The sequence below is a fragment of the Streptomyces torulosus genome (genome assembly GCF_001419765.1).
Taxonomy (GTDB): domain Bacteria; phylum Actinomycetota; class Actinomycetes; order Streptomycetales; family Streptomycetaceae; genus Streptomyces; species Streptomyces torulosus.
In genome coordinates, this window is sequence record NZ_LIRK01000195.1 from 1 (window position 1) to 13870 (window position 13870).

At 71.6% G+C, this 13870-nt stretch carries 9 protein-coding genes and 1 pseudogene; 4 read left to right on the top strand and 6 right to left on the bottom strand.

The window, feature by feature from the left end:
* Positions 1-177: 177 nt before the first annotated feature.
* Positions 178-843, bottom strand: coding sequence for a TetR/AcrR family transcriptional regulator (locus AOK23_RS14475; RefSeq protein WP_055521838.1), 666 nt, complete (start codon positions 841-843; stop codon positions 178-180).
* A gap of 123 nt (positions 844-966) precedes the next feature.
* Between AOK23_RS14475 and AOK23_RS14480 the strand changes: the two genes are divergently transcribed.
* The 3 genes from AOK23_RS14480 to AOK23_RS14490 all read left to right on the top strand — a co-directional run bounded on the left by AOK23_RS14480 (position 967) and on the right by AOK23_RS14490 (position 4273).
* Positions 967-1866 (top strand): shikimate dehydrogenase, encoded by a 900-nt coding sequence (locus AOK23_RS14480; protein ID WP_055713127.1) that lies wholly within the window; start codon positions 967-969, stop codon positions 1864-1866.
* Between the two features lie 242 nt (positions 1867-2108).
* A complete protein-coding gene (locus AOK23_RS14485; protein ID WP_055713128.1) occupies positions 2109-3899 on the top strand; it encodes a bifunctional sugar phosphate isomerase/epimerase/4-hydroxyphenylpyruvate dioxygenase family protein in 1791 nt (596 codons plus the stop codon).
* A 176-nt stretch (positions 3900-4075) separates the two neighbouring features.
* Positions 4076-4273 carry a DUF5708 family protein gene (locus AOK23_RS14490; protein WP_055713129.1) on the top strand — a complete coding sequence of 66 codons (198 nt, stop codon included), beginning with the start codon at positions 4076-4078 and terminating at the stop codon, positions 4271-4273.
* 18 nt (positions 4274-4291) lie between these two features.
* Here the strand turns inward: AOK23_RS14490 and AOK23_RS14495 are convergent, their stop codons facing one another.
* The 3 genes from AOK23_RS14495 to AOK23_RS14505 form a co-directional block, all read right to left on the bottom strand.
* Positions 4292-5767, bottom strand: a complete 1476-nt coding sequence (locus AOK23_RS14495) for a hypothetical protein (protein ID WP_055713130.1) — start codon at positions 5765-5767, stop codon at positions 4292-4294.
* 55 nt (positions 5768-5822) lie between these two features.
* The gene (locus AOK23_RS14500) at positions 5823-7250 is read right to left on the bottom strand and encodes a hypothetical protein (protein WP_055713131.1); all 1428 of its coding nucleotides are present in this window, start codon (positions 7248-7250) and stop codon (positions 5823-5825) included.
* A 65-nt stretch (positions 7251-7315) separates the two neighbouring features.
* Positions 7316-10204, bottom strand: coding sequence for a peroxidase family protein (locus AOK23_RS14505; RefSeq protein ID WP_055713132.1), 2889 nt, complete (start codon positions 10202-10204; stop codon positions 7316-7318).
* Positions 10205-10457: 253 nt separating this feature from the next.
* Between AOK23_RS14505 and AOK23_RS14510 the strand changes: the two genes are divergently transcribed.
* On the top strand, positions 10458-12539 hold the full coding sequence (locus tag AOK23_RS14510) for a HEAT repeat domain-containing protein (RefSeq protein ID WP_055713133.1): 2082 nt from the start codon (positions 10458-10460) through the stop codon (positions 12537-12539).
* Between the two features lie 25 nt (positions 12540-12564).
* Here AOK23_RS14510 and AOK23_RS14515 read toward each other — a convergent pair whose 3' ends face one another.
* Positions 12565-12837, bottom strand: coding sequence for a hypothetical protein (locus AOK23_RS14515; protein WP_157878034.1), 273 nt, complete (start codon positions 12835-12837; stop codon positions 12565-12567).
* A gap of 14 nt (positions 12838-12851) precedes the next feature.
* Positions 12852-13870: pseudogene (locus AOK23_RS14520) on the bottom strand (hypothetical protein); the annotation flags it as partial.

Below are 13870 nucleotides of genomic sequence, written 5' to 3' on the forward strand. Positions count from 1 at the left end.
TGCGTTAATTAGCAGCCGGGTGCTACCCGGCTGCTAATTAACGCACTGGATAGTTAGTAGCGGTTGGCTACGGATGTTGCGCCCACGTTTCCCGGGTGTCAAGGGGTGGCGCCGGACGAACCTCCCGGCCCCGAGCGGGTCGGGGCGCCGTCGTCGGTCCGTCGCGCGGTCCCGTCGTCAGTCCGTCGCGCGGTCCGCCGTCAGATACGCGATCACCATGTCGCCGAGCATCTTGCGGTAGTGCTCGCGCAGGTCGGGGGCGACCAGGTCGCGGCCGAAGAGAGCTCCGAAGGTGTGCCGGTTGGAGACCCGGAAGAAGCAGAAGGAGCTGATCATCGCGTGCAGGTCGACGGCGTCGACATCGGCCGTGAACAGGCCGGACCGCTGCCCCGACTCCAGGATGCGGCGGATCACGTCCAGCGCCGGCGAGCCGATCCGGCCCAGCTTCTCGGAGGCGGCGATGTGCTCGGCCTCGTGGATGTTCTCGATGCTGACCAGGCGGATGAAGTCCGGGTGCCGTTCGTGGTGGTCGAAGGTGACCTCGGCCAGGCGCCGGATGGCGGCGACCGGGTCCAGATGCTCGACGTCCAGCTCCTGCTCCGCCTGCCGGATCACGGAGTACGCCCGCTCCAGCACGGCCGTGAACAGCTGCTCCTTGCCGCCGAAGTAGTAGTAGATCATCCGCTTGGTGGTGCGGGTGCGGGCGGCGATCTCGTCGACCCGGGCCCCTGCGAAACCGGAGCGGGCGAACTCCTTGGTCGCGACGTCGAGGATCTCGGCCTTGGTGCGGGCCGCGTCACGGATGCGCCCGTTCGGTCGTGCCGGTTCTTCGACGCTGGTCATCGCGTTCCTTCGGGCAAGGGGCCAGTGACCGCGATTGTAGAAGAGGGCTTCCCCTGGTCGATCCGGGGTGCTATGACTAACGTACTAGTTCGTACATTAGTGAGCCGCTCAGGAGGCCCCGCCGTGCCCCAGGTCTCGACCCCCGCCCCGACGCGTGACGCGTATCTCGTCGGCCTCATCGGCTCCGGCATCGGGCCCTCGCTCAGCCCCGCGCTGCACGAGCGGGAGGCGGACCGGCAGGGGCTGCGGTACCTGTACCGGCTGATCGACATCGACCGCGTCGGGGTCGGCCCCGAGGCGGTGGGGGACCTGGTGCGCGCCGCCCGGGACCTCTGCTTCGACGGGCTGAACATCACCCACCCCTGCAAACAGCTCGTCATCGAGCATCTCGACGCGCTCGCGCCGGGGGCCGCCGCGCTCGGCGCCGTCAACACCGTGGTCTTCGAGGACGGCCGGGCCATCGGCCACAACACGGACGTCACCGGCTTCGCCGCGTCCTTCGCCCGCGGACTGCCCGACGTCCCGCTGGAGAAGGTCGTGCAGCTGGGCGCCGGCGGCGCCGGTGCGGCCGTCGCCCACGCCATGCTCACCCTCGGCGCGGAGCACGTCACCGTCGTCGACCCGATGCCCGACCGCGCGGCCGGCCTCGCCACCTCCCTCGACCGGCACTTCGGCGCGGGACGCGCGGCCGCCGCGACACCGGACGCGTTGCCGGCGCTGCTCGGCCGGGCAGACGGGGTGGTGCACGCGACGCCGACCGGAATGGCCGCGCACCCCGGCCTGCCCTTCGCCGCGGAGCTGCTGCACCCCGGGCTGTGGGTGGCCGAGGTGGTGTACCGCCCCCTGGAGACGGAGCTGCTGCGCACGGCCCGCGCGCTCGGGTGCGCCACGCTGGACGGGGGAGGGATGGCGGTGTTCCAGGCGGCGGACGCGTTCCGCCTGTTCACGGGGAGGGAGGCGGACGCGACCCGCATGCTCGCCGACATCGCCGAGCTGGCCGGAGTCGCGGGGGCCGCGCGATAGCCCCGTCGACGCGTCCCCGAGGGGGACCGTCCCGGTCGTCGGCAGTACAGCGGGCATCCCCCGGCGTCGGTAGTACAGCGGGCATCCCCCGGCGTCGGTAGTGCAGCGGGCATCCCCCGGCGTCGGTAGTGCAGCGGGCATCCCCCGGCGTCGGCAGTACAGCCGGCCTCACCCGGTCGTCGGCAGCACAGCCGGCCTCCCCCGCTCGTCGGCAGCACAGCTGGAATCAGAGGAGCAGCACCATGCGTACAGCCATCGCCACCGTCTCCCTCAGCGGGTCCCTCACCGAGAAGCTCACGGCCGCCGCGCGGGCCGGGTTCGACGGGGTGGAGATCTTCGAGAACGATCTGCTGGCCAGCCCGCTCTCCCCGGAGGAGATCCGGGTCCGGTGCGCGGACCTGGGACTGGGCATCGACCTGTACCAGCCGATGCGGGACATCGAGGCCGTGCCGGCGGACGAGTTCGACCGGAACCTGCGGCGGGCCCGGCACAAGTTCGAGCTGATGCGGCGGCTCGGCGCCGACACGGTCCTGGTGTGCTCCAGCGTCCATCCGCTCGCCGAGGACGACGACGCCCTCGCCGCCGCTCAGCTGCACCGGCTCGCAGACCTCGCCCAGGACTTCGGGATCCGTGTCGCCTACGAGGCGCTGGCCTGGGGACGGCACGTCAGCACGTACGACCACGCCTGGCGCATCGTCGAGGCCGCCGACCACCCCGCGCTCGGCACCTGCCTCGACAGCTTCCACATCCTCGCCCGGGGCTCCGACCCCAAGGGCATCGAGGACATCCCCGGCGAGAAGATCTTCTTCCTGCAACTGGCCGACGCCCCGCTGATCGCGATGGACGTGCTCCAGTGGAGCCGTCACTACCGCTGCTTCCCCGGCCAGGGCGGCTTCGACCTCGCGGGCCTCGTCCGGCATGTGCGGGCCGCCGGATACCAGGGCCCCCTGTCCCTGGAGGTCTTCAACGACGTGTTCCGGCAGGCCGAGGCGGGCCCCACCGCCGTCGACGCCCACCGCTCCCTGCTGATGCTCCAGGAGGCGACGGGCCTGGCCACGTTGCCGGAGCCCGTGGTGCCCACCGGCGTCGCGTTCACCGAACTCGTCACCCCCGACGCCGAGCCCGTGGCCGCCCTGCTCGGCGCCCTCGGCTTCGCCCGCACCGCCCGCCACCGCAGCAAGCCGGTGGACCTGTGGCGGCAGGGCGAGGCACGGGTCCTGGTCAACACCGGCCCGGCGGCCCGCCGTGACGGTACCCAACTCGCCGCGATCGGACTGGAGTCACCCGACCCGGCGGGCGCCGCCCGCCGCGCGGAGGCCCTGCTCGCCCCGGTGCTGCCCCGCCGCCGCGCCCCACAGGACGTCGCCCTCGACGCGGTCGCCGCCCCCGACGGCACCGAACTCTTCTTCTGCGCCACCGACCGCCCCGAACTCCCCAGCTGGACCGACGACTTCCGTCCCGTGCCCCACGCGGAACCCGCCCGCAACCTGAAGCGTGTGGACCACCTCGCGCTCACCCAGCCCTGGCACCAGTTCGACGAGGCGGCCCTCTTCCACCGGACCGTCCTCGGCCTGCCCGCCCGCGAGAGCGTGGACGTCGCCGACCCCTACGGCCTGTTCCGCAGCCGCCCCGTCAGCAACGCCGACGGCAGCGTCCGGATCGCCCTGAGTGTCGGCCCGGCCCCCACGGACGACTCCGTCCGGGCCCAGCACATCGCCCTCACCACGGACGACGTGGTCGCCGCGGCCCGCGCCTTCCGTGCCGCCGGGGGCCGGCTGCTGGCCGTCCCCGCCAACTACCACGACGACCTGGCCGCCCGTTTCGAGTTCGCCGACGGCGAGCTGGAGACGTACCGCGAACTCGGCATCCTCTACGACCGCGACGCCGACGGCGTCTTCCGCCACTGCTACACCGAGACCGTCGGCCGTGTCTTCTTCGAACTCGTCCAACGCGACGGCGACTACCGGGGCTACGGAGCCCAGAACGCGCCCGTACGCCTCGCCGCCCAGCACGGCCGACGCCCCGTCGGGTGACGCGGGTCGAACGACCACCGGACCGGGACGAACCTCCGTCGCTGTCCGTTGAACGATGCAGCGCGGGATCGTCCGGAGGACTGACGAGCCGCTGCCCCCGCTCTTCCTACGATGAAGCCGATCCCCCGACCGGCCGCACGCGAGCGTGGTGTGTCTTCGACGGAAAGAGCCCAGCAGTGAGTCCTGCTTCCAAGAACCTGACCGAAGGAACCGCGACCTTCCTCGTCGGCCTGGCCCTGAAGCTGTTCACCGGCGGCGTCGAGATCCCGGTCCTCACCCTCACCAAAGTGGGAGTGGTCCTGATGGCTGTCGGCGGGTGCATGGTCCTCCTGGGTCTCGTCCAGGCAGGGAGGACGGCCGGCTCGCGACGCTGAAGGGCCGCCGACGCCTGCTCACTGGCGGCTGACGGTGCGCGTCACACCCGTGACCACCGTCGTCGCCAGGATCCAGCCCGTGATGACGAGGACGTACGACAGCCACTGCCCCCCGCCCTCGGGCGCGTAGGCCCGTTCCTGACCGAAGTCGATGATCGGCAGCAGCAGGTCGAGAGTGTAGAAGACCGCGTTGAACGTCGGCGCCTCGTCGGCCTTCAGGGGCTCCGGCGGGTACAGGGCGTACGCCACCGAGCCCACCGCCAGCAGGGACAGCAGCCAGACGGCCGCGCGCAGCGGACGGAACCCGTAGCCGACGGTCGCGTCCTGGACGAGGCCCCACAGCCGCCCGTACCAGGGGAGGGTGGCCCGTCGCCGGCGCTGCTTGGCGAGCTGCACCAGGCGGGCCGCGTCGTCGTCGCCGATGCGGCGGTACGCGGCGGTCAGCTGCTCGTAGGAGTGGGGGATGAACCCGTCGTCGTCCCGCGCCAGCATCGGCAGCCGCCGCGGCGCGGGGAGATGCGACAGGAGCGAGGTGTAGGTCAGGTCGTTGAGGCGCACCTGCGCGGGCACCACGTCGGGTTCCATGAGCAGGACCTCGATCTGCGAGCGACGGAGGTTGAGGACGCCCTCCATCCGGGGGCCGCCGCGCAGCCACAGTTCGCCGACGACACAACTGCTGGCCCGTAACGCCGTGCCGCCGGGGTGCGCCAGACGCGCGTACGAGAGGTCCAGGCGCCCCGCGACACGGGCGCCGCGCATCTCGACCCGGCCCCGCACCTGGGCGCGGCGCAGTTCGACGTCGGCCTCCGCGGTGAGCGACTCGGCGGTGAGCGCGACGCCGTCCGGCCGGTCCAGGCGGGCGTCGTTGAGGTTGACCGATCCGGCGACCCGGGCGCCGGCGAGCCTGACCTCGCCCCGCGCCCGCAGTCCGGGAGCGCACAACTCCTCCCCGATCTCGGCCTGGTTCAGCCGCAGCGCCGGTTCCTCGCCGTCCTGCGCGGTGAACTCGGCCCGCTCCATGAACAGGGTCCCGGAGATCTGCGCCCCCGTCAGCTTCACCGGGCCCCCGAACCGGCAGTGCGTCAGCCGCAGCCCGCCGTCGACCCGGACCCGCGCCGACCGCAGGCCCGGCAGCACGGAGCCGGTGAGGTTGAGATAGGCGAGCTGCGTGCCGGAGAGGTCCGGGACCTCCTCGAAGTGGCAGCCGCTGAGCCGTACGACGCTGTCGACCGTCGCGTACTTCAGGTCCAGCGTGCCGGTGATCCGGGCCCCCGCGATCTTGAGTGCGGCGACCTCGCCCTCCTCGCGGGGCGCGGTCAGGAGCAGCGTCCGCAGGACCGCCGCCCGCACGGTCCTTTCGGGACGCCCGTCGGCTCCGTCCTCGGCCCTGTCGTCGGTGGCCCCGTCCTCGGCGGCGCCGAAGTCCACCGAGACACCCCGGGGGAAGGCCTCCCAGACGCGTCGCTCGGCCGGGGTGAGGTCGTCGATCATCATCAACGGGACTCTCACCCGCGACGCGTGTACCTGTCAACCACCCCATGTCGGCCGGTCAGTGGCCCCAGACACGGTCGTGGGAGCGGTGTGCGTCCGTGAGGCCGTTCACGAAGAACCGGTCGTAGTACTCGTTCTCCACGTGGTGGACCTGGAGCCACACGCCCGGCACATGGATGGCGTCCGTGTGCGCGGGGAAGCGGCCGTGGGTGCGCAGGACGTACGCGCAGACGTCACGGGCGCACTCCACGACCCGGTCGTCGTACTCGCTGGCCTCGGTGAGGTACCGCTGCCCGTAGTCCTCCCGGTAGATACGGGCGAAGACGTCGCGGTCCGTGTAGACGCCGTCCTTGCCGAACTTCGCGTCGATGATCGTCCGTACGGCCTCGGCCATGGACGGGAACGCGGGCGGGCAGGCCGCGGTGATCAACTGCTCGCCGTCGGGGGAGCGCAACCCCACCGGGTGGGCGCGCACCGTCGCGTACTTCGGCAGGGGGATGTGCCAGCGGAGGAGGTCGGCGGGGCGCCAGCGCGGGGTGACGAAGTCGAAGCCGAGCATCCTGCCGTACGCCCGCGAGAACTTGGGGTCGCCGAGGGCGATCTGCGGGTTGACGGACGCGTGGATCCAGGCGCCCAGGCCCATCGCCTCGGCGGTGAGCATCAGGTTCTGCAGCAGCAGATCGGCCTCGATCTGGGTGCGCATGGGGCCGAGGGCGCCGAGCGGCAGCTTCAGATCGCCGTTGAGGAAACCGTTCCTGACCCATTTCCGCACACCGGCCGGACGGTAGAAGTTGCGGTCGTCGACGAAGGTGGGGCGGGCGCCGTCCGGCTGCGTCAGCAGATACATCAGGGCGTTGACGTACTGGTGGGAGAGGTCCACCACCGGGAACAGCAGGGTCGTGCCCGGCAGGTTGGACAGGAAGCGGTTGGAGTCGAGGTACGCGGGGAAGTCCCGCTTGCCCGGCGCGACGTCGAGCCGGTGGTCCAGCACCTTCACCTTCGCCCGGCGCGCCCGTGCCACCAGGGTCTCGGCGTCGAACGGCTCGTCCGGCGCCGGCGGCAGCCTGCGCAGGAAGTAGGTGCCCGAGTCGTTGATGAGGAAGAAGTGGGTGCCCTGGGCGTTGTCCGGGCTCCCGGCGGTGCGGCCCGCCATCGTCAGGTTGGGCTTGGACATGATGGGTGTGCCGTTGTCCGGGTCCTCGAAGGGCCGGTCGGGCATGGTCAGTCCGGTGGTGCCGGTGATCGCGATCAGCACCGCCTCCTCCAGCTCCGTCAGCGGGCGCACGGCGTGCGGGGAGGTGTAGGTCATGGTCCCGGCGGACACCTTGGCGCCCCGGCTGACCCGGTGGGTACGGCGCCGCCACACGGTGTTCAGCAGCGGACGCCGGAAGAGGTCGGCGAGTCCGGGATGGGTGGACGCGGTGAGGCCGGTCGTGCCGGAGTGCTCGTCCCCGGGCAGCCCGGACGGGTTGTCGGTGAAGGTCATGCTGTTCCCCCGTTGTGTGGTTCAGGACCCGGGGCCGTGCCGCACCCCGAGCCGGTGTCACGGCGTCATGGTGAACCGCCGTCGCTCGTGGTGCCGTTGTCCGTCGGCCGCACCGTCCGCCACGGCGCGAACGCGCTCGCCCCGCGCGGGAGCAGCGGCGCCAGCTCCGGGCAGTGGCGCAGGACGACGGAGTTCATGCCGCCCTTCTCGACCCAGTCGATGCCGAGCGGTGTGTACACCTCCGGCCGGTAGTCGACCGTCAGGAAGCGGTCGCTCTGGAGCCGTCGGCTGGCCATCAGGATGAAGATCCGGAACGCGGTGTCGCTGAACCCGAAGCCCTCCGGAGGGTTCTCCGCGAACAGTCCCACCACGGTGTCGATCTCGTCGACGTCGCGGTACACGTCCTTCAGCCGGGCCAGGGTCTCCGCGTTCTCCGTCAGCTCCTCGAACGAACGGATCCGTGGCTTGTGCAGCCCGGCCCGGAAGTCGTTGTAGCGCGGCACCCCGCGCCGGCGGGTGCGGACGAGGTCGACGACCGACAGGTCGATGATCTCCCCGTCGCGCTCGAACCGCTGGAGCGAGCGCGGGAAGTTGTGCAGGGTGATCGCGCCCGGGTGGGCGATGCCGAAGGAGTACAGGGAGTTCGCGAGGCCCGTCTTGCGGATCTGGGTCTCGGCGGCGCCGCCCTGGATGTCGAGGAACCCCACCGTCTCCAGGCGCCGCCCGAACTGGTGCTCGCGCAGCTCGTAGTCGTCCGGGATCAGCGGATGCATGCGGTAGACGGTGACGAAGTCCTCCGTCAGTGAGTACGGCGCCGTGTGGTGGTCCGGCAGCGTCTTCGGGATGCCGGTCAGCGAGTGCGCCTCGAACAGCCACAGACCCAGCTGGTTGAGCCAGTTCTTCGGCGGCCCGGACCAGTTGGTGTGCAGCGCGACGTCGATCGCCTCGGTGGCGAGGATCGCCGGGGTCCACTCCACCGTGTGGATCTTCGCGATCAGCGCGGAGACCACCAGCCGTGCCGTGTGGTAGATCCGCTCCTCGCTCATCGTCGGGTACTCGGCGCGCAGCGCCGCGCAGACCGCGTTGTGCTCGCGGGCGAACAGCGTGTGCATCACGCTGAGCCCCATCCACCAGCTCTCGTTGAACCCGGTGAGCGGGATGCCGTTGCCGTTCATCGGCAAGTGGCCTTCCTCCAGTCGGAGTTCGGCACGCCCGTCGGCCTCCCGCAGGAACCGCGCCGTCCGCTCGTCCGCCCCGTACACCTCGGAGCCGTCCCACCAGTGGGAGGCGCTGTTGGCGAACAGGATCGGCGGCTGCCCCGGCCGCTCGATGCCCTCGTTCTCCGCGAACCGCATCACGTCCTCGGCCGGCCCGTTCGGGGTGTTGTGCCATCCGCCGTGTCCGGGCGGCAGCGGCACCTCCACACTGCGGTCGCCGGGCTTGTGACGGCGGTGGTTGACCCAGTCGTGCACCTGGAACTGGATCCACGCCGCCGCCAGCACATTGAGCGAGGTCGCGGGCACGAAGCTCTCGCGGTGCAGTAGCTGCCGGCTGACCGTGACCGGGTTCGGGACGTCGAAGAGGTCCGGCCGGTGGTCCGGTGCCAGATTGCGGCCGAAGGCGGCACCGACCGCGCCCATCCCCGGCTCGGACAGGTCGTTGTACGTCCCGTCGTACGACCGCTCCGTGCGCAGCCGCTCCGGGATCGGCTCCGGCACGGGCTGGGTGCGGGGCGGCGCCTCGCCCGGCTCGGTGTCGATCAGGTTCAGCCGGCGCAGCACCTTCCGCAGGAACACCAGGTTCAGCAGGCTCAGCGACACCGGCAGCCGGTGCCAGGGGACGTACCGGTTCAGCAGCGCGATCGCGGCCCCCACGGGGCGGCCGAGCAGCCGGTTGCGCAAGGGCTCCGCGGTGACGAAGCGCAGCCCGAGACGGTGCGCGCCGCTCGCCCGGTACGCGGACTTACGCGCCCGGTTGATGTTCCCCAGTGGCCGGAATGCGTCGGTCGTGTACCAGGGGTTGAAGATCAGGTCCTCGACGCGCCCCGCCGCAGCCCGTGCCTCGGCGCCGTCCAGCTCCTGGCTCGGGATGGTGAGCCGCGCGATCGGCACCGCCGGCGCCACCGCGTCCTTCCACTCCACCGACGCGTCCTCGACCGGGGTGCGCCGCTCGTCCACGTACCGCTGGACGCACAGGTCGAACGCCACGTCGGCCTGCCCGAGGCGCCGTGCGAACTCGCGGTGCAGGAAGTCGGGGTCCCGCCGGTCGGGCGCGGGCGCCACCGGCGTACCGGGCGCGGGCCGGAGCAGGTACCGCACGGGCCCGGCGTCGCCCCACAGCATCGCCCCGCGGCTCCAATAGGTCTCGTTCGCGAGGGAGTTCACCGACCGCCGGGTGGCCTCGCGCACGTTCCGCCGCATCCGCCCGGCGGTGCTGAACCCCACCGCCAGCGGCAGCTTCACCAACAGCCCGAACGCCTTCCGCAGCGGACTGCGCGCCCCCGCCATGGCCTTGGCGAACGCCACGAACTCCCGTGCGTTCGCCGCGTGCGACACCGGGAAGCTGGTGGCCAGCAGATCGTGGCTCTCGTCGTCCGACACCCGAACGCGTATCGCCGCGCCCCGCAGGTCCGGGGAGCCGTCGCCCTGCCGGATGCCGCTCGCGTTGGACAGCCGGACCACCGCCGGGTACTCGGCGCCGGGCTGCGCGAAGCCGACGCGCAGGGCCGCCGGGAGGTCGTCGTGGAAGCGCAGCCGCGCGTTCTCGACGGCCACCGGTGCCTTCGCGTGGAACGCCCGCGCGATCCCGCCGCCCCCGGCCCGCCGGTTCCTGACCTGGACCTCCATCAGCTCCCGGGCCAACCGCTCGAACACGAGCCGCTCGGCCTCCGGGCTGCCGCCTTCGTACCGCTCGTATCGCTCGTACCGCTGTTCGTGCTGCCCGGTCTCGGCCATCGGTCGCTTCCTTCGTGCGGACGCGTACACATGCGTACGGGATGCATACGGGACAGGGGCCGCACGCTACCGGCGGCGCCCGGTGGCCACAGCGACAGTTCACGCCATGTACACATCTAAGTACAATATGGAGGACAGTCGTATTTGGCATGTCATGGCGGTATTCGAACGCGCGTCCGGTGGGGCGGTGGTGCGGCTGGGTGGGGCGAAACCCCGTCGCCGGGTGTCCGGGCCCGGCGGTAGGGTCGCGCGCATGTCGGAGGGGTTGAAGTCGATCGACCGGGCTGAGCCGGAAGCGGTCGACTGGGCGGGACTGGAGCACAATTACGGCACCGCCGAGGACGTGCCGGAGCTGCTGCGCCGATGCGCGGGACCTGACCCGGACGACGCGGAGGACGCCGCGTTCGACCTGCTGAACCACCTCTACCACCAGGGCGGTTGGGTCTGCCCGGCCGCGACGGCCGCGCTCCCCTTCGTGCTGCGCCTGGCCGCCGCCCCGCAGGTGACGCCCCGGCGCACGCTGCTGGAACTGGTGGGGCGTCTGGCCGCCGAGGCCGGAAGGGTCGAGGCGCGGTTCCTCGACCCGCACTGGTCCGCGGCCTGGGAACGGCATCTGCCCGATGTGCTGGCCCTGCTGGCCGACCCCGAACCGGAGATCCGGCGGGCCGCCGCCGATGTCATCGGCGCCTGCGCCGACCCCGGCGAAGGCGCCCTTCCCGCACTCCTGAGCCGCTGGCACGCCGAGAGCGACCCGGTGACCCGCCTCGACCTGGTCCTCGCCCTCGGCAACGCGGCCCGCCGCGGGCCGGTCGGCACCCCGTCCGACGAGGCGGCCGCCCGGACCGACGAGGCCGCCACCCCGTCCGACGAGGCCGCAGCCCTCCTGGACTCGCTGCTCGCCGCTCCGGAGCCACAACTGCGCCTGGCGGCGGTGCTTGCGCTCGGCGACGGCCCCCGGGCCTCCGCGGCTGCTCCGGCGGAGGGACGGCTGGAGATCGCGCTGGGCGCGTTGCGTGATCCGAGTGTGGAGCTGTGGCAGCGCACCAGTAACGCGGACTGCGGAGTGCGGGGCATGCACCAGTGGACGGCGTCCCTGTTCGACGACGCGTCCCCCGCCTTCGCCCTCGGTCTGATGGCCGATCACCCCGACGAGGAACAGCGGGTCGGCGGTCTCGAACAGGCCGCCCGGGTGCTGTCGAGGTGGCGGTCACCGGTCGACGCGCTGCTGCCGGGCGTCGTGGCACGGCTGGACGACCCGGCTGCCGAGGTCCGCTACCGGGCGGCCGAACTGCTGGCCTGCCTCGGCCCGGCGGCGGCCGCCCACGCCGACGAGGTCGCCGCGCTGCTCGACGACACCGCCGTCCGGGCGACCCGCGGGGGAGAAGCGGTCGCCGACGCGGCGGTATGGGCGCTGGCCCGGATGAACGACCCGCGCTGCCTGCCCCGCCTGACCGAACACGTGGCCGGCACCCGCCCCGGCTTCGCGTCGGCCGGCGCCTACTACGGCGGCTCGACGAACTCCTTCCACCACCCCGCCCTGCCCGCCCTCCACGAGGTGCTCGCCCGCCTCCCGGACCACGCGGAGGCCTTGCTCCCGGCGATCTGCGACCGGCTCGACCCCACCGAGGACCTTCGGAACCTCCGCCGGTTCGGCGAGGTGCTCGCCGCGTGGGGGCTCGCCGCGGAGGCGGCGGTACCACGGCTGCTCGACCTCCTGGAGGACGACGAGCGGTGGCCGGCGGCCGCGACGGCCCTGGCGGGCATCGGCGGGACCGGCCGGGCGGGACGGGAGGCGCTGCTGACCCGGTCACGCACCGGCGGACCGGACGCGGAACTCGCCGCCTGGGCGTACTGGCGGGTCGGCGGCGATCCTGGCCCCGCCCTGGACGTGCTCGGACCCGCCGCCACGGACGAGGACCGCGTCACCCACACCGCGCTGAGCAGACTGGCCGACCTCGGCCCGCACGCCGCCGGTTGCGCGGACCGGCTCCGGGAGCTGGCCACGACGGAGGACCACTGGGTCAGAACGCAGGCGGCGCACGCGCTGTGGGCCGTCACTGGCGGCGACACGGAGACCGCCGTCCCGGCCCTGCTGGAGGTCGTGAGGAAGCTGCCCACTGGCACGTACCTGCCGGTCATGCTCCCGGCGGTACGCCACCTGGCCCGCATGGGCCGAGCCGCCCGGCCCGCGGCCCGCCTCCTCCAGGACCTGCCTGCCGACGACCGCCGCCTGTACTACTTCGGCGGCTGGCGGGGCTTCACGGAGGACGAGTCCATCCGGACGGCCGTCGACCAGCTGTCGGTCGCGACGGGCCGACGTTCGACGGGGCACTGATCGCGTGGGCGACGGCGGGGACGGGTCACAGCGGGGGGTGCAGACGATCGAACAGATGCCTGACCTCGCTGGTGCCGCTGATCTCGCTGGCGTCGTTGATGTCGTTGGTGTCGCCACCGTCGGGCGTCGCATCCTCCGTGGGGGCGATCGCTTCACCGGGCAAGGGCTCCGTGGTGGTGCTCGTCGCCTGGGCTCCGTCGCCGATGGCCATCGAGTTCACATGGATCTGACCGTTCCCTGTGACGATGAGACCTTTGTTGACGCCAGGAGGGAGGCCTTCTGCGGAAGTGCTCGACATGGTTCCTGGGCCTTTCACTTGTCCGGGGCATCGAGGGAGACGGCTTTGGCACCGGGGCCGACGGCCTGGGCCTTGACGCTGTAGGTGCCGCCGAGTTGGAGAACTCCGTGGTTGAGGATGCTGGTCTGCTGCTTTCGGAACTCCGAGGTGTCCACACCGTGGGCATCGAGAAAGTCGAGGACGCTGGCCAGGATGTTCCGCTGCGCGGTCTTGCACTGCCGGTCCACGTCCAGTTTCTGGAAGAAGTTGTCGTAGGCGTTCGTGTCGATCGAGTTCCGGAGGTTGAACCAGGAGCTGTAGTCGTACGCCGGGTCCTGGGCCGCCCTCTCCCGCCTCTGCGCCCGCCGATGCTCCAGGCGGACGTCGGTGCGCCAGCGGTTGAGGGCCCGCACGGGAGCGAGGACGAGCCATGGCACCGTCAGAAACGCCGCCTCGCTGACGGCCTCCCTCCTTCGCGGGAGATGTCCGTTCAGCAGCTGACGTGCTTGGGGGTGGATCCGTACAGGTGAGAGGACCGTCTGGTGGAAATCGAGGTAGAGCGTCTCCGACTCGACACAGCAATGGAGAAAGGTGCTCGCGACGATTTCACCCTCCCAAGAAGACGTGTGGACGCAGAGGTAGTGACGAACAGTCTCTTTCGGGCTGCTCAGGATCTCCTCGAGTTCGCTCTCGCTGATCGTGGTGACCGGCCGTCTCGAGACGTTGCGCTCGCGCTCCGCGCCGTACATCCATTCCTGGGGGATCTTCTTGCCGTTGACGAAGACTCGGTCCTCGAACGTGGTCCGTTCCGCTCGACTCTGCGGAGAACACAGGCCGGCCAGTTCCGCCTTGACGTGCTGGGAGATGTCTTTCGCGGTGAAAAGCTTGACCGGCCCGCTGGAGTCCTGCTGCTTGGGTCGGAGGCGGACGGTGAGAGACCACGTGGACAAGGTGGGTCCGTAACCCTGGAACGGGCTGAAATCCCTGTAGACCGACAGATTGCCCTTCTGCGTCTGATTGATCACCGCAAGGCGGGCCGCGGCCCAGTCGCCTG